At 47.3% G+C, this 15,685-nt stretch carries 17 protein-coding genes and 1 riboswitch; of the genes, 13 read left to right on the forward strand and 4 right to left on the reverse strand.

The window, feature by feature from the left end; genetic code table 11:
* Positions 1 to 48 precede the first annotated feature (48 nt).
* On the reverse strand, positions 49 to 654 hold the full coding sequence (locus tag E4663_RS15180) for an ArsR family transcriptional regulator (protein ID WP_079477245.1): 606 nt from the start codon (positions 652 to 654) through the stop codon (positions 49 to 51).
* 124 nt (positions 655 to 778) lie between these two features.
* Here E4663_RS15180 and glsA point away from each other — a divergent pair, with 124 nt between their 5' ends.
* From glsA to E4663_RS15220, 8 genes are all read left to right on the forward strand, one after another.
* Positions 779 to 1,729, forward strand: a complete 951-nt coding sequence (gene glsA, locus E4663_RS15185; RefSeq protein ID WP_135328251.1) for a glutaminase A — start codon at positions 779 to 781, stop codon at positions 1,727 to 1,729.
* Complete coding sequence (locus tag E4663_RS15190) at positions 1,726 to 2,172, forward strand: DUF4385 domain-containing protein (RefSeq protein WP_135328252.1); 447 nt, start codon at positions 1,726 to 1,728, stop codon at positions 2,170 to 2,172. The genes glsA and E4663_RS15190 overlap by 4 nt, the downstream gene beginning before the upstream one ends.
* A gap of 83 nt (positions 2,173 to 2,255) precedes the next feature.
* Entirely contained in the window at positions 2,256 to 2,582 is a 327-nt protein-coding gene (locus E4663_RS15195; RefSeq protein WP_206663496.1) for a hypothetical protein, read from the forward strand.
* Positions 2,583 to 2,923: 341 nt separating this feature from the next.
* Positions 2,924 to 3,034: riboswitch (SAM riboswitch) on the forward strand.
* 92 nt (positions 3,035 to 3,126) lie between these two features.
* Positions 3,127 to 4,239: a methionine biosynthesis PLP-dependent protein gene (locus tag E4663_RS15200; protein ID WP_135328254.1), complete on the forward strand. Its 1,113-nt coding sequence runs from the start codon at positions 3,127 to 3,129 to the stop codon at positions 4,237 to 4,239.
* Positions 4,236 to 5,429 (forward strand): cystathionine beta-lyase, encoded by a 1,194-nt coding sequence (gene metC / locus E4663_RS15205; RefSeq protein WP_135328255.1) that lies wholly within the window; start codon positions 4,236 to 4,238, stop codon positions 5,427 to 5,429. The genes E4663_RS15200 and metC overlap by 4 nt, the downstream gene beginning before the upstream one ends.
* The gene (locus E4663_RS15210) at positions 5,416 to 7,272 is read left to right on the forward strand and encodes a bifunctional homocysteine S-methyltransferase/methylenetetrahydrofolate reductase (protein WP_135328256.1); all 1,857 of its coding nucleotides are present in this window, start codon (positions 5,416 to 5,418) and stop codon (positions 7,270 to 7,272) included. Before metC ends, E4663_RS15210 begins: the two co-directional genes overlap by 14 nt.
* Entirely contained in the window at positions 7,253 to 10,696 is a 3,444-nt protein-coding gene (gene metH / locus E4663_RS15215) for a methionine synthase (protein ID WP_135328257.1), read from the forward strand. The genes E4663_RS15210 and metH overlap by 20 nt, the downstream gene beginning before the upstream one ends.
* A 48-nt stretch (positions 10,697 to 10,744) precedes the next feature.
* Positions 10,745 to 11,149 (forward strand): flavoprotein, encoded by a 405-nt coding sequence (locus E4663_RS15220; protein ID WP_135328258.1) that lies wholly within the window; start codon positions 10,745 to 10,747, stop codon positions 11,147 to 11,149.
* A gap of 26 nt (positions 11,150 to 11,175) precedes the next feature.
* Here E4663_RS15220 and E4663_RS15225 read toward each other — a convergent pair whose 3' ends face one another.
* Entirely contained in the window at positions 11,176 to 11,577 is a 402-nt protein-coding gene (locus E4663_RS15225; protein ID WP_135328259.1) for a hypothetical protein, read from the reverse strand.
* Between the two features lie 84 nt (positions 11,578 to 11,661).
* Between E4663_RS15225 and E4663_RS15230 the strand changes: the two genes are divergently transcribed.
* Complete coding sequence (locus E4663_RS15230; protein ID WP_135328260.1) at positions 11,662 to 11,874, forward strand: hypothetical protein; 213 nt, start codon at positions 11,662 to 11,664, stop codon at positions 11,872 to 11,874.
* Between the two features lie 28 nt (positions 11,875 to 11,902).
* Here E4663_RS15230 and E4663_RS15235 read toward each other — a convergent pair whose 3' ends face one another.
* Positions 11,903 to 12,382, reverse strand: coding sequence for an Hsp20/alpha crystallin family protein (locus E4663_RS15235; RefSeq protein ID WP_135328261.1), 480 nt, complete (start codon positions 12,380 to 12,382; stop codon positions 11,903 to 11,905).
* A 75-nt stretch (positions 12,383 to 12,457) separates the two neighbouring features.
* Here E4663_RS15235 and E4663_RS15240 point away from each other — a divergent pair, with 75 nt between their 5' ends.
* On the forward strand, positions 12,458 to 12,718 hold the full coding sequence (locus E4663_RS15240) for a hypothetical protein (protein WP_421803861.1): 261 nt from the start codon (positions 12,458 to 12,460) through the stop codon (positions 12,716 to 12,718).
* On the forward strand, positions 12,715 to 12,948 hold the full coding sequence (locus E4663_RS15245) for a hypothetical protein (protein ID WP_135328263.1): 234 nt from the start codon (positions 12,715 to 12,717) through the stop codon (positions 12,946 to 12,948). The genes E4663_RS15240 and E4663_RS15245 overlap by 4 nt, the downstream gene beginning before the upstream one ends.
* A 69-nt stretch (positions 12,949 to 13,017) precedes the next feature.
* Here E4663_RS15245 and E4663_RS15250 read toward each other — a convergent pair whose 3' ends face one another.
* The gene (locus E4663_RS15250; RefSeq protein WP_135328264.1) at positions 13,018 to 13,992 is read right to left on the reverse strand and encodes an NAD(P)/FAD-dependent oxidoreductase; all 975 of its coding nucleotides are present in this window, start codon (positions 13,990 to 13,992) and stop codon (positions 13,018 to 13,020) included.
* Positions 13,993 to 14,139: 147 nt separating this feature from the next.
* On the opposite strand from E4663_RS15250, the gene E4663_RS15255 reads away from it, so the two are divergent.
* The gene (locus E4663_RS15255) at positions 14,140 to 14,460 is read left to right on the forward strand and encodes a PadR family transcriptional regulator (protein ID WP_079477256.1); all 321 of its coding nucleotides are present in this window, start codon (positions 14,140 to 14,142) and stop codon (positions 14,458 to 14,460) included.
* Positions 14,453 to 15,631, forward strand: a complete 1,179-nt coding sequence (gene chrA, locus E4663_RS15260) for a chromate efflux transporter (RefSeq protein WP_241657219.1) — start codon at positions 14,453 to 14,455, stop codon at positions 15,629 to 15,631. The genes E4663_RS15255 and chrA overlap by 8 nt, the downstream gene beginning before the upstream one ends.
* The last annotated feature ends 54 nt before the right edge of the window (positions 15,632 to 15,685 follow it).

Raw genomic sequence — 15,685 nt, forward strand, 5'->3', positions numbered from 1 at the left:
TTTACACGGTAAAATTTATTTAACTGACTAGTAAAAAAAGAGTCTATCTTACGACTCTTCTCTTTTCTCATATGCACTTTCATCTACTTGCAACCCAAGCATGTAGAAATAGTAGAGCTTAGCCTCGGGGTCTGGATCAGGGCGTTGTATTTGTGCCAACTCCTCCATCAGTGCCGAAAATTTCTTTTGCCATGCTAGAAAGTCTTCTTCCCTTGCATGGATTTCATGAGAACTTGATCGGTAATGCCAGTCATCCGGGTCTTTCGAACTCGAGTCGTTTTTCAACGCCTCTTCTGGTGCAGACAAAATTCGACGTTTGGACTGCTCCAACATACTGATCATCATTGTCCGAATCGTTTCTGTCATCTCTGAATGAGGCAGGATACTTTGATCTGGTACAAATCCTCTCGAGACAGATTGATAAAACTTCTGAACAATCCCGTTTTTCTCTTCCTTACGAACGACTGCCACTAATTCATTCTTCTCTAACTCTTTCAGATGGTAATGAATACGGGCTCTAGACATCTCAAAGATCTCGGATAGCTGCTGCCCTGTTCTCGGCTGCTCCATCAGGCGTAGAAGCAGTTCCGACCTGAAGGGATCACTCAACGCCTTTAGTTGTGCATGAGTTGTTAATAGCTTTATATCTTTCATCAGTTCACTCCATTTACTCGGTAAAATTAATTTAACAATAGTATCTAACAAATGGTATGAATTGTCAAACGCGTTAGTCTCCCATTGTTTAGGGGTACAACTTAATCATCAAGGAGGCGAAACGATGATAGAACTGACTACTTCTTACTTAGAAGAAGCTATAGAAGACAGCCGTCCGTTTGCGGCATCAGGAAACGTGAACATGAATTTACCCAACTTTGATGAAACGATGAAGGACCGCCTCGGCGTTTCGGTCATCACGACAGATTTGGAATGTTACTCAGCCGGGGAACATCGTCAGTTTGTACCGATGCAGAGCACATCCAAAGTCATCGGTCTGATGCTCGCTTTGCAGGATTTCGGCAAAGAGCGTGTATTCAATGCGGTCGGTATGGAGCCGATGGGCGATTTCTTCAATTCGATCAGCCAGCTCGAATCCTATGACACAACCAAGCCATTCAACCCGATGATCAACGCAGGAGCGATCGCAGTCAGCGCAATGATCAAAGGGCAAAGTCCAGAGAATCGTTTTAACCGCTACCTCGAATTTTTGAGAGAGATTACCGATAACGAGAAGCTTGATATGAGTGAGGATGTTTATGAAGCGGAACGGGCGAACGGATCCCGGAACCGTGCGCTTGCTTACTTCATGCACAGCACGGGTACGCTCGTGACAGATGTAGAAGAAGCACTCGATCTTTACTACCGTATGAATTCGGTGATGATGTGCTGCGATGACTTTGCGAGGGTCGGGCTCTTCCTAGCTCGTGGTGGTCGTTCGCCCCGGTCTAATGAACGCTTGATTCCCTCTAATCACTTGAGGACCGTCAAGGCGATCATGATGACCTCCGGCATGTACAACTCCTCCGGTCACTATGCTGTGGAAGCCGGATTCCCTTGTAAGAGTGGTGTTTCCGGAAGCATCATTGGTGCGATCCCCGGACGGATGGGCATCGGCGTTGTCGGCCCTGCCATAGATGAAAAAGGGAACAGCACAGCTGGAGGTGCATTGATCAAGAAGCTTGCACAAGACCTCGGTCTAAATATGTTCGGTGAGAATGGAGGAACAGGATGAGCTTTGATTACGATATGGATTTTAAAAATACCGATTTCCGGGAGAACCCTGACCTGTACCGTGTTGGGCGCGGCGAGCAAGGCGTGCTGATGGTCGAACCGTACAAAAGTGAGATCCTTCCCCACTGGCGCTTCAAAACACCAGACATTGCAAAAGAGTCGTCGGAGAAAATTTATGACATGTTCCTCGACTATAAGAAAAAAGATGATTTCGTCGGGATGGATATGGCTCGTAAGTTTCTGCAAATGGGCTATACCCGCTCCCGCCGCTATGCCAATTACAAAGGCGGGAAGAAGTACGATGAAAACGGAGAGATCAACGACAGGGACATCGATGAAGAAAAAGCGAAGTCTGCGGAAATTTTTGAAGAAAAATGGATCAAAGCACGGGAAGACGAAGAGTATTTGAAGAAGAAAAAAGAACACCAGAAAAACTATGGATAACGTTGACATTTCCCTCCCTCGCACGTAAGATACCATTAAACCGATAAACTTTATCGGGATTAACGTGCGAGGGAGTTGTCTGCTTGAAATCCTTTCCCCTTTTTCTATTGATGTTCACAGTGATTGTCTCCTGGGCGATCGGCTTCTACTTCATCTCCATCATCAATACACCTACGATTATCATCCCACTAGTGAACGACTATTTATGGATGAACGAATATAAAGGCTTCTTAGGTCTTCCGATCCTTTTCAGTCTGACCACCGTGCCAGCTGTTCTCTACTTTTTCCGAAAACGCGATCGACTGAAAAAGACGTGGTACACTGCTTTCTCTGCAAGCCAGCTCATTTGGATCGCCACTATTGCTGCCCAGTTGAAAATCATCGCGTTCAATCTGGGAATCTGCCACTAAGAGATTTATCTCTGCCAATTACTCGTAATTTTGCATTCAAGATGGCAGAGAGCACTCTTCTCTCTACCATTTTGAGCATCAAACTCTACTGAAATGTCATTGATACGGCTTCTAACTGACAAAACAACCAATTCTAGTGTGCATTTCGTCCGAGAGACGCCTGCTCTCTAACCTTTTCCCGCCTCACAAATCTCATAACGGCAGATACACAACAGAAGGTGCCTCCCACCTTCTATTAAGTGCGTGATTTTTTAGAAAATTTAGTTTTTCATATTGTCAAAGCTCTCAACATAGTGTAGAGTTAGGAAAAAGATTTACCAAAAATTGAATGGAACACGACATTCTTATCAAGAGAAGCTGAGGGACTGGCCCGTCGAAGCTTCAGCAACCACTGGTTTGACCAGAAAGGTGCTAACTCCAGCAAGTTGAATCGTCAACTTGAAAGATAAGAAGAAGCGCAGATATAAACCCAAAGCCTTCTTCTTATAGAAGGCTTTTTTTAATGCATTAAAGTATTACTCAAGGAATGAAAGGAGCATGCAAGATGTCGCCTCATACGGATACGCAATTTGTTCAGACAGGAAACCATAACCATGACCCAAACGGAGCTATCAACCCTCCTGTCTATTTCTCAACACCTTACCGCCGCGAAGGACTCGGTGAATCCACTGGATATGATTACACTAGGACCGGCAACCCGACACGCACGATTTTGGAGGAGTCGATTGCATCGATTGAAAAAGGGGATCAAGGGTTTGCGTTCAGCTCTGGAATGGCTGCGATCCACACGGTGCTCTCCCTATTCGAACGAGGCGATGAACTGATTGTATCCGAGGATTTATACGGAGGGACTTACCGACTTTTTGAAGAGTTCGCCAAAAAATATGGCCTTGTATTTCATTATTGGAATGGAGATGCGCCGCTTGAGTCCCTGATCAATGAACGCACGAAAGCTATATATGTGGAAACCCCTACAAATCCGCTGATGCAGGTTGTGGATTTAGGTGGGATCGTTCCCATAGCGAAGGCTAACAACATCCATGTCATTGTCGACAACACACTCTATACCCCCTTCCTTCAACAACCGATTACAGAAGGCGCGGACTTGGTAATCCACAGCGCGACGAAATACTTAGGTGGTCACAATGACGTTCTTGCCGGCTTAGTGGTAGCTAAAGGGGAATTTCTCTGTGAGCGGATCGGGTTTCACCAGAATACATCCGGCGCCGTCCTCTCCCCTTTTGACTCGTGGCTATTGATGAGAGGTATGAAGACACTCCCTCTCCGAATGAAGCAACACGAAGCGAATGCCAAGGCTGTTGCGGAATATCTCGAGCGTCATCCTGCGATCACTGACGTTCTATATCCCGGAAAAGGTGGCATGCTCTCGTTCCGGTTACGCTCTGAAGACTGGATTGATCCTTTCCTGCGGAAGCTTGAGGTTATCCGTTTCGCAGAAAGCCTGGGGGGAGTAGAAAGCTTCATTACCTATCCTGCTACTCAGACACATGCGGATATTCCAGAAGAAGTTCGCACCAGCTATGGTGTTTGCAATCGACTGTTACGTTTTTCTGTCGGAATCGAGCATATTGACGACCTGATTGGAGATCTTAATCAAACGCTTGACCAAATTTCGAAGGAGGAATCGATACGATGACTGACCATACGTTCCAAACACGCCTTCTGCATAATGAGCACAAGTTCGACCCGACCACAGGTGGTGTCAGTGTCCCTGTCCAGCACGCTTCCACCTATCATCAATCGTTTGACGAACCAGGGAAGTATGATTACAGCCGCTCCGGCAACCCGACGCGAGAAGCATTGGAAACAACGATTGCAGAGCTTGAGAACGGGACGCACGGATTCGCTTTCGCTTCCGGCATGGCGGCAATTTCCACCTCCTTCATGCTTCTGTCTCAAGGCGATCACGTCGTCATCACAGAAGATGTGTACGGAGGAACGTTCCGGATGATTCATGATGTGTTGCATCGCTTCGGGATTGAGCATACGTTCGTCGATATGACGGACTTGAATGCTGTTGCTACAGCGATACAGCCGAATACGAAGCTGCTTTATATTGAAACGCCCTCCAACCCAGTTCTGAACATCACGGACATCCAGGCTGTCGTGAAACTCGCGAAAGCGAATGACTGTCTTACATTTGTCGATAATACGTTCATGACTCCTGCCCTGCAGCGTCCGCTCGACCTCGGTGCTGACCTTGTCCTCCACAGTGCAACGAAATTCATCGCTGGTCATAGTGACGTCGTAGCAGGACTTGCCGTCACTAATGATCAGTCACTTGGGGAGAAACTCGGCTTTTTACAAAATTCCTTCGGGTCCATTCTTGGACCGCACGATTGTTGGCTCGTGTTGCGAGGGTTGAAAACACTTCATTGCCGTCTCGAACAATCACAACGAACCGCGGAAGAAGTAGCGACGTTTTTAGCGAGACACCCGGCTGTAGAACAAGTCTACTTCCCAGGATTCTCCACGCATCCAGGACACCCGACGCACCGTTATCAAGCAGAAGGTCCCGGCGCTGTGCTCTCCTTCCAATTGAAAGATGAAGAAGCTGTACGCACATTTACACAGCGAGCCGAAGTACCGGTCTTCGCTGTCAGTCTAGGGGCGGTAGAGTCGATTCTTTCCTACCCCAAAGCGATGTCTCACGCATCTATGCCTCAGGAAGAACGGGAAAAACGCGGGATCACAGACGGATTGCTACGGTTGTCTGTCGGGCTCGAACATCCAAAAGATTTAATCGAAGACTTCAAACAAGCTCTGCACAGTATCCAGACACGCCATCTGTTTTTAGACGGGAGGGTAAAACGTGAAATTACGTGAGGCATTACAGGAGAAGGTATTGATCGGCGACGGCGCCATGGGGACGCTGCTCTACTCTTACGGAATCGACCGCTGCTTTGAAGAGTTGAACTTGTCCCATTCGGATGAGGTACTGAGCGTGCACAAAGCTTACGTCGAAGCAGGCGCAGACGTCATCCAGACCAACACCTACGGGGCCAATTACAACAAGCTGTCCCGATACGGGTTAGAGGACCAAGTGAAGACCATCAATACTGCAGCAGTGAAGCTAGCTAAACAAGCGACAACTGGTGATCAGTATGTAGTAGGAACCATTGGCGGTCTGCGCGGTATCCAGAAGCAGACCGTCTCCTTAGAAGAAGTGAAGCGCTGCTTCCGGGAACAACTCTACTGTTTTCTTTTCGAAGAGGTGGATGGACTGCTACTTGAAACCTATTACGACTTGGAAGAACTGGTTGCTGTAGTAGAGATTGCTAGAAAAGAAACCGACCTTCCGATCATTGCGCACGTCTCCACTCACGAACCAGGCGTGTTGCAGGACGGAACCGCCCTTGCCGATGCCCTTCATCAAGTAGAACAAGCAGGAGCCGATGTCGTCGGCGTCAACTGCCGTCTCGGACCGTACCATATGATCCAGTCGCTTGAGGAGGTTCCCCTACCAGAAAAAGCCGTGTTATCTGCCTATCCGAATGCGAGTTTGCCAGGATTTCAAGAAGGACGCCTCGTCTACTCTACTGCTCCTGAGTACTTTCAAAAAAGTGCTCAAGAGCTGTATGAACAAGGAGCTCGTTTGATCGGTGGCTGCTGTGGTACGACTCCTGAGCATATCAAAGCAATTGCGGATCAAGTCAAAGGCCTCTCCCCCATCACAGAAAAACAAGTACTGAGACACCCGGAACCGACGATTGTTTCCGAGCGAAACGAAGATGAGCCGCCTCGCCTGCATGAAGTCGTCAAGAAGCAGCGGTCTGTGATTGTAGAACTCGACCCCCCTAAGAAATTGAACACGGATCGTTTTTTCGAAGGAGCAAAAGCCTTACATGAAGCAGGCGTCGATTCGATTACCCTTGCTGATAATTCGCTCGCTTCCCCGCGCATCAGCAATGCAGCAATGGGAGCATTACTTAAACAGAATCACGGAATCGACCCTCTTATCCATATCGCTTGTCGCGACCGGAATCTCGTAGGCTTGCAATCTCACCTGATGGGACTGCACACCCTCGGCATCCAGGAAGTATTGGCGGTTACAGGCGACCCGACCAAGATCGGTGATTTCCCTGGGGCGACGTCCGTCTATGATCTATCATCCTTTGATCTGATTCATTACATCAAACAAATGAACAAAGGACTATCCTTATCCGGGAAACCGCTTGGCGCAAGCACCAACTTTTCTGTTGCCGCGGCATTCAACCCGAATGTAAGAAACCTGAACCGAGCCGTTGGACGAATGGAGAAAAAGATCACATACGGAGCTGATTACTTCATCAGCCAACCCGTATTCAACGAGGCTCAGATGCTCGAAGTCTATGAAGCAACAAAGCATATTGAAGCACCAATCTATATAGGGGTCATGCCCCTTACCGGATTAAAAAACGCGGAGTTCCTTCATAATGAAGTGCCTGGTATGAGCTTGAATCCCTCCATTCTAGCCCGTATGGCAGAGGTGAATGGCGACCGGGAACAGTCGCAAACGGAAGGCATCGCGATTGCAAAGTCACTGATTGACGCTGCCATGGACTTGTTCAACGGCATCTATTTAATTACGCCGTTCCTGAGATATGAAATGACCTTGGAGTTAACGAACTATATCAACGAGAAAACCGAGCTGGAAAGGAAGATGACGAATGGCATCCACGTCACTTGAAGCACAATTAAAAGAGAGGATCCTCGTTTTAGATGGTGCGATGGGAACGATGCTCCAGCAGGCGGATTTGACGCCCGAGGATTTTGGCGGGGAAGCTTATGATGGTTGTAACGAATACTTGAACCTGACCGCTCCGCATGTACTGGACCATATCCACGATGCGTACTTAGAAGCTGGCGCCGACATTATCGAGACGAATACCTTCGGTGCGACGAACCTCGTGTTAGATGAGTATGAGCTTGGTCACCTGGCAGAAGAGATCAATATCGAGGCTGCGAAAATCGCCAAGCGTTCTGCTGCCCGTTTTTCAACAGATGACAATCCTCGCTTCGTCGCTGGAGCGATGGGTCCTACGACGAAAACGTTATCTGTAACTGGCGGGACGACGTTTGATGCACTTTCTGACGGTTATGAAGAACAAGCTCGTGGTCTGATGAAAGGCGGCGTCGATCTACTTCTGTTGGAGACGTCTCAGGACATGCTGAACGTGAAGGCTGCCTATGTCGGAATAAAGCGTGCGGAAGAAACACTCGGCTTCTCCCTACCCCTCATTGTATCGGGAACGATTGAACCGATGGGGACCACGCTTGCGGGGCAATCTATTGAAGCCTTTTATCTGTCCCTGGAACACATGAATCCTCTTGTCGTCGGTTTGAATTGTGCGACAGGTCCTGAATTCATGCGGGATCATCTACGGTCCTTGTCGGAACTCGCGACGACGAATGTCAGTTGTTATCCTAATGCAGGTCTTCCTGATGAAGAAGGAAATTACCATGAAACTCCGGAATCCCTTGCTACGAAGATCAGCGGTTTTGCGGAAAAAGGTTGGCTGAACGTTGTCGGCGGCTGCTGCGGAACCACGCCTGACCATATCAGGGCCATCAAGGAAGCGGTTCAAGGATACTCTCCACGACAAGCACCTGCCACACACGCTCATGCTGTTTCAGGAATCGAACCACTTTTATACGATGACCCGGACCGCCGTCCCATTCTCGTCGGCGAACGTACCAATGTCATCGGATCGCGTAAGTTCAAGCGCCTGATTCGGGATGATAAAATCGAAGAGGCGTCAGAGATTGCGCGTGCGCAAGTGAAAAAGAGTGCCCAGGTCATCGATATTTGTCTAGCTGATCCTGACAGCGATGAGCGCTCGGATATGGAAGCCTTTATGAAACAGGTCGTCAACAAAGTGAAAGTACCCTTGATGATCGACTCCACCGACGTCGAAGTCATTGAGACAGCCCTGAAATATTCTCAAGGGAAAGTCATCATCAATTCGATTAACTTGGAAGATGGTGAGGAACGTTTTCAAGAGGTCCTGCCCCTTGTGAAGCGCTACGGTGCAGCCGTGGTCGTCGGCACCATCGATGAAGAAGGCATGGGTGTTACAGCAGATCGGAAGCTTGAAATTGCCAAGCGTTCACACGATTTACTGGTTAACACCTACGGACTCGACGCTTCCGATATCATCTTCGACCCTCTCGTCTTCCCAGTCGGCACAGGCGATGAGCAGTATATCGGTTCTGCTGAAGCGACTGTCGAAGGCATCCGGATAATCAAAGAACAGTTACCGGAATGCCAGACAATCCTTGGTGTGAGTAACGTCTCCTTCGGCCTCCCTCCTGTCGGCCGGGAAGTACTGAATGCCGTTTATTTGTACCACTGCACGAAAGCAGGGCTCGACTACGCCATCGTAAATACCGAAAAACTCGAGCGCTTTGCATCGATATCAGCAGACGAAGTCGCCTTAGCGGAGCGACTCCTGTTTGAGACGACCGACGAGTCTCTTGCCACCTTCACCGCATTCTACCGCGGGAAGAAGAAAGAGACACATGTGCCAACTTCCACGATGACACTTGAGGAACGCCTCGCCCACTACGTGGTGGAAGGTACAAAGGAAGGCTTGATTCCGGACCTTGAAAAAGCGTTGGAATCCTATGATACGCCGCTCTCCATCATCAACGGTCCGTTAATGGATGGCATGACGGAAGTTGGGCGCTTGTTCAATGACAACCAACTCATTGTGGCAGAAGTCCTGCAAAGTGCCGAAGTCATGAAAGCATCCGTCGCCTTTTTGGAACCGCACATGGAAGCAAGCGACGCTTCAAATAAAAAAGGCAAGGTGCTGCTTGCGACTGTTAAAGGGGATGTTCATGATATCGGCAAGAACTTGGTCGAAATCATCCTGAGTAACAACGGATTCGAAGTCGTCGACCTTGGCATAAAAGTCACGCCGAACGAATTGATCCAGACGATTGAGAAAGAACAGCCGGATATCATCGGACTGTCCGGTCTATTAGTGAAATCAGCGCAGCAGATGGTGCTGACTGCTCAAGATTTGAAGCAGCAGAACATATCCCTCCCGATCCTCGTTGGTGGGGCTGCGTTGTCACGGAAATTCACGAATACGAAGATCTCTCCTGAATACGAAGGGCCTGTCCTCTATGCAAAGGATGCGATGGATGGCTTGGCGATCTCCAATCAATTGAGCGGACAAGAGCGTGAGGCGTTTCTTGATGCGCATGCTTCTAAACAGCAAGAGGCACAAGAACGTATCAGCAGACGGGCAGAGACGACAGACAGTCAGACAGCTGTAGCCGTTAAGCCGAAATCTACCGTAGGAGCGTCACAAATTTTTACACCGAAGGATTTGGAGAGGCACTTGATCCGGAATCATCCGGTGGCGCACGTGGAGCCTTATATCAATAAGCAAATGCTGATTGGACATCATCTCGGGCTGAAGGGGCGTTTTCAGAAGCTGTTGGAGGAAGGAAATGAGAAGGCGGTGCGACTGAATGAAGTCGTGGACGGTCTGCTTGAGAAAGCGAAGACAGAAGCTTGGATTCAGCCGTCTGCGATGTATCAATTCTTTCCGGCACAGTCGGACGGGGATGATGTGTTGATTTATGATCCGTATGGCGAAGTGGTGGAGCGGTTTACGTTTCCTCGTCAGCCGAAAGAGCCGTATTTGTGTCTAGCCGACTATTTGAAGCCGGTAGCCAGCGGAGAGATGGACTATGTCGGGTTCTTCGCGGTGACAGCTGGAAAAGGAATTCGGGAGCGGGCAGTGAAGCTGAAGGAAAACGGAGATTATTTGGCGAGTCATGCCCTGCAGGCGTTGGCGTTAGAAACAGCAGAAGGCTTGGCCGAAAAAGTGCACCAGCAGATGCGTGATAAATGGGGGTTCCCTGATCCTACCGACTTCACGATGCAAGAGCGTTTTTCGGCGAAGTACCAAGGTCAGCGCTTTTCATTCGGATATCCAGCCTGTCCGGAGCTTGAGGATCAACAGAAATTGTTCCAATTGATTCAACCGGAGGATATCGGGATTGAATTGACAGAGGAATGCATGATGGAACCAGAAGCTTCTGTGACGGCGATGGTATTCGCCCACCCGGAAGCACGATATTTCAACGTGCAATAAAGGGGATTTCTTCCATTTTGTCGAAGGAATGAGATGGAGGGGATTACTGTGAGCTTTTATTCGTTTTTTGATGCTTTTAAGAAGCGGGCTAGTGAGCATGACTTAGACTTTTTGAAAGAGACGATCCACAAGGACTTCGCCGCTCGGGAGGTTCGAGACGGAGAGATGGTCGATTACGGGTATGCGGAGTCTGTGGAGGGCTGGCGCCAGGCATTTGATTATTTTGCCGATCAGGACATGGAATGGATCTACACCGATCATTCTGTGACGCAGATAAAGGAAAACGAATGGCAGGCTGCCTTCTGGGTGTCTATCCTTCTAGACGGAGAACTACTTCCTACGTCCAATTTATTCTTTGATACGTTCCGTTTTGAAGAAGGTTCTTGGTACTTGGTGCGGTCTTATATCGAAGCAGGAGTCAGAAACCCTTCATTCAGCAAAGCTTCCTCTTAGTAGGAAGCTTTTTCTCTTCTCATTCGTTAAAGGTCACGCTTTGGATTAAGGTTTAATTTAGGAGACGTACCTGCTTCTTTTTTGACTCTCCTTTTCATATTCTTGGCGTCTTCGATTTCCTTGTCTTTCCTCTCTAGCAATTCCCCTACATCATCAGGAATATCGTAGCCATAGTTTGCGCCAATATTAAGCTTCCCCTTAAGCTCTTTGATGCCTAGAGCTCCGAAGTTGTTGTGCAATTCGAATTTATCGACTCGCAAACGCTCTACATTTAATTTCTCAACAATGTACATTGTTTCAGCCGGACGTGGGCTCTCTCGCTTTTGTAATTTCTCAAGCTCGGTATGGATCATAGCTAATTGCCTCTGCAATTCTTCAATTTCTTCCTTCTCTTTTAGCTTTGACTTGAATAAATTAAGGAAGCCCATTGTTACCTCCTTTTCCCGAGAAGCTTGTCCTTTTATGAGTCTATTGTGTGTTTGAAAAAATATGTACGGAAGGTGCTGGAATCTATGAAATTTCTCCCCACCAACATCAATATGCCGAATATTAAGGTCAATAATGCGGAGCGCCAGTGTTCTATTTCATTCGGACAAAATGTCAAAACGAAACATTATGTCACGAACAAGAAACAACAAGGGTTTGGTGAACAGTCAGGAGATAGAGTGCTTGTCCATAAGCCTATTGGAGAAGTGATTGATATAGACTTCTCCGACAATCAATAACGCAGAAGAGGCCATTTCGACCGGCCTCTTATTTTATTTGTATGGGGGTGAAATTGGACCTTGAGCGTCGGATTCTCACTTGTAATAAGCCATTATTGAACTGTGCTTCAATATCAGATTGATCGGGGGAGTCTGGCAAATGGATGGTCCGTTCAAATTCTCCAACATGACGGTTTGAGTGAACCAACTCCAGTTGGTTTCTTAAAGAAGGAATCGTTCCCCTTACGAGCAATTGATCTCCGGTAAACGAAAGATCGACGTCCCCTTTCTGTACGCCAGGAAGCTCAATGACAACCACGAAATAATCTCTATTCTTAAATAACTCATATTTAGGAAAGCCTTTATCTTCTGATGCTGCTTGGTTTGTCTGCTGGGACGGTTGCGTTTCGTTTATAACCCCTTCCATCATTTCTCGACCGTACTGATCGTCGAAGATCTTTTTCCAGAAATCCTGTCCATGAAAAGACTGAGCTACTTCCATCCATTCCTTGAATTGCTTGGGGTCCATGACTACACCTCCCGTCAAATATCCTCATAAACGTAGAACAACGGCATATATTGAGGTTATAAAGGGGGAATCGGATTGGTTACACCTTCTATTGTCATTAATATTTTCAATTTCAAAATTAATTCGTTCGAAAATGCCTCTGCCGTAAATGTTGGTCAGAACGTATTAGCCGACTGGCATAATTCTGATAAAAAGAACCAGGGTTTTGGGCAAAGCTTCGGGGACGGTAGTGCCTTTATGGAAACGAAATCTCAGGTGGATGACCGCGACCTGATTGACTCTCCAACGACTTTCGAGAAAGAGAAGAGAAGCGTATGGGATGAAACCCGTATATGATGTTTGCACCGTCAATCGTTAATATTCTTGGGTTTAAAGTGAATGTAATAGAACGGTCATCCTTCATTAGCTTTGCAGCGGTTCAGCAAGCGGACATCTTTTTATCTACTAAGAGGAACCAAGGTTTCGGGGATCAGAACGGAGACATTTCTCCTGTTAATGTCCCTATCAACTTTGTAGCGGACCCAGATGTTCTTGATTCTAACTCCATTAAGAACAGTGTCATCTAGAAATACAAAAATCCGAACCCCCATGAATCTGTTTCACGATTCAAAGGAGTTCGGATTTTTCAATTCTTATCAACGATTTTTGTAAATGACCGTACTGTAAACTTGCGGAGCAGCTTTGGGATTCAAATATTTCGCTGCACTATTAACGGCAGCCATTGCTTCATTGAAGCCTGAGGCAATCAACATTGTTTTGCCATTATAAACCGCTGCATCCCCAGCGACGAAGATTCCGTCGATATTGGCTCGCATATCCGGCTCAACCGGAATTCTTCCTTTCTCCGTATCTAGTCCCCATTCGGCATACATACTCTTATCGATATGTAACCCCTCATATACAAGTACATCATCCGCTTCCATTACTTCCCCATTCTCGAGTTTGAGTTGCTGTAGCTTCCCTTCCCCTTCTAACGTTTCAACCTTACTACTAAGATGTACGCGCACATCCGCTGCACGAAGGGATTCAAGGTCCTGTTCAGAAGTCCCTTTGAAGTCTGCTCCCCTGTTGATCAGCTCGACCGCCTCCGCAATGCCCTCCAGTGCGAGCGCCCAATCGATGCCTACTCTGCTATCCGAGACGATGGCTACTTTCTTTCTATTATATTGTTCTTTACGTTGAATCGTATAATGGATATAGTCATCATAAGACGCTCGGTCACCTACGTTCAAAGGCTCCATCTCGAACGTTCCCATACCAGAGGCTACAATAACCGTCTTCGAATGATGCTTTTGACCGGCATCATTGGTCAACACGAAGGTGCCATCTTCTTGCTTATCTATAGAAACGATCTTCTCCCCTGTAACAATCTCAGGGTCTACGAATCTTGCTTGGTCTTCTACATTCTGTACAAGCTCGTCTCCTGTCACACCGAGGAATCCACCGACATCATAAATTCTTTTCTCTGGATAAAAGAACGAGACTTTCCCTCCTGTATGTTGCTGATACTCGATTACTTTCGTCTTCAACTCTCTCATACCACTATAAAAGGCTGTATATAAACCGGTCGTCCCCCCACCGATTATCGTTACGTCATATAATTCACTCATCAGGCTCGCTCCTTAATTAGAAATGAGAATCATTATCAATAGTATACGGGGATTGATAAGTCTTTGTAAAGGTTGATTATTCCACTGGTGCATGTCCCATCAATATCGTATAATGATATCGAATTTCGATAATGAGGAGGGAAATCGTTGTTACGAGACTTCTTTTTAGGATCGATAAAAATCCACATCCTTTACCACGCGGACGTTGAACCGATCTATGGCGCGTACCTTATGGAAGAACTCGCTTCGCACGGTTACAACATCAGCCCAGGAACCTTATACCCGACACTGAAGCAACTGCACAGTAATGGGTTCCTTCATAAATACGAAGAAAATGTTCACGGTAAAGTACGGAAATATTATGTCATTACAGAAGAAGGTCGTGAACTATTGGAGGAAGCAAAACAACAAGTTCGCGAACTCGCCTCAGAAGTATTGGAAGAAGATTGGAGGAATCATAGTGAGTAAACCCCAAGGGTCATTACTTGAGATTTTGAAGGCATCTACGAAACTAGGCCTGACCTCGTTCGGAGGTCCGGTAGCTCACCTTGCTTACTTTAAAGATGAATATATTGATAGGAGAAAGTGGATCGACGATAAGACGTATGCTGATATCATTGCATTATGCCAATTCTTGCCCGGACCAGCGAGCAGCCAGGTGGGGATTGCCATCGGCATGCTGCGCGGCGGATTTCTAGGCGGGCTCGTCTCTTGGTTCGGTTTTACGATGCCGTCGATTATTATTCTAGTATTGTTTGCACTCATGTATCAGTCGTTTGATTTAGCAGATGCTCCCTTTATCCATAGCTTGAAAGTAGTTGCCGCTGCGGTCGTACTGCACGCTGTCATCGGGCTTGGTAAAAAGCTGACACCAGACCGACCACGGATACTGATTGCCATGATTGCAGCTACGATATTACTACTCTACCCTTCTGCCTGGATGCAGCTTCTGATTATTTTAGCTGCAGGATTGTTCGGGTTGAAGATGTTCTCGAACATGCAAGAGTCGAAGGTTCAGCCGTTTCCCGTTACCTTTTCTAAAAAAGTCGGTGTGGCTTCTCTCTCCCTTTTAACAGGGCTGCTTATTGTACTACCCATTCTCGCGCGCAATATTGACCACGCATTGATGCAGATCTTTGATACGTTCTTCCGTGTCGGCTCGCTTGTATTCGGTGGAGGTCACGTCGTCTTACCGATGCTTGAACGGGAAGTCGTCCCGACAGGATGGCTTGAGGCAAACGAATTCCTTGCTGGATACGGCATGGCACAGGCCGTCCCTGGTCCCTTATTCACGTTCTCCAGTTACCTGGGCACGATGATTGAAGGCGTTGCAGGTGCCGTGGTGGCGACAGCAGGAATATTCCTACCATCCTTCCTGTTTCTACTCGCCGCTTTGCCGTTCTTGAATGAACTGAGAAAGCGACCTGCATTCCAAGGGGTATTAACAGGCGTAAACGCTAGCGTAGTCGGAATCCTACTCGCTGCCTTCTATGATCCAGTCATCACAAGCTCCATAGAAGATGGTGGAGACTTTGCGTTAGCCGCCTTCTTATTCGCACTTTTACACTTCTTCAAAGTCCCCGCATGGGCGATTGTGCTGATTGGAGTTGCAGGTGGTACGGTCCTCTCTTATCTATAATGGTAATAAATAGCACTTAAGCTAGCCTTAAGTGCTATTTATTTTGATGAGTGA

This window comes from Halobacillus salinus (assembly GCF_004684905.1).
Classification (GTDB): Bacteria; Bacillota; Bacilli; order Bacillales; family Halobacillaceae; genus Halobacillus; species Halobacillus salinus.

Excerpts from the sequence above, each read along its gene's own strand:
- E4663_RS15245 (WP_135328263.1), top strand. The coding sequence starts at position 12,715 with ATGATGTTTGCACCGTCAATCGTTAATATTCTTGGGTTTAAAGTGAAT.
- metH (WP_135328257.1), top strand. The coding sequence starts at position 7,253 with ATGGCATCCACGTCACTTGAAGCACAATTAAAAGAGAGGATCCTCGTT.
- E4663_RS15230 (WP_135328260.1), top strand. The coding sequence starts at position 11,662 with ATGAAATTTCTCCCCACCAACATCAATATGCCGAATATTAAGGTCAAT.
- E4663_RS15180 (WP_079477245.1), bottom strand. The coding sequence starts at position 654 with ATGAAAGATATAAAGCTATTAACAACTCATGCACAACTAAAGGCGTTG.
- E4663_RS15225 (WP_135328259.1), bottom strand. The coding sequence starts at position 11,577 with ATGGGCTTCCTTAATTTATTCAAGTCAAAGCTAAAAGAGAAGGAAGAA.
- E4663_RS15250 (WP_135328264.1), bottom strand. The coding sequence starts at position 13,992 with ATGAGTGAATTATATGACGTAACGATAATCGGTGGGGGGACGACCGGT.
- metC (WP_135328255.1), top strand. The coding sequence starts at position 4,236 with ATGACTGACCATACGTTCCAAACACGCCTTCTGCATAATGAGCACAAG.
- E4663_RS15200 (WP_135328254.1), top strand. The coding sequence starts at position 3,127 with ATGTCGCCTCATACGGATACGCAATTTGTTCAGACAGGAAACCATAAC.
- E4663_RS15190 (WP_135328252.1), top strand. The coding sequence starts at position 1,726 with ATGAGCTTTGATTACGATATGGATTTTAAAAATACCGATTTCCGGGAG.
- E4663_RS15235 (WP_135328261.1), bottom strand. The coding sequence starts at position 12,382 with ATGGACCCCAAGCAATTCAAGGAATGGATGGAAGTAGCTCAGTCTTTT.
- glsA (WP_135328251.1), top strand. The coding sequence starts at position 779 with ATGATAGAACTGACTACTTCTTACTTAGAAGAAGCTATAGAAGACAGC.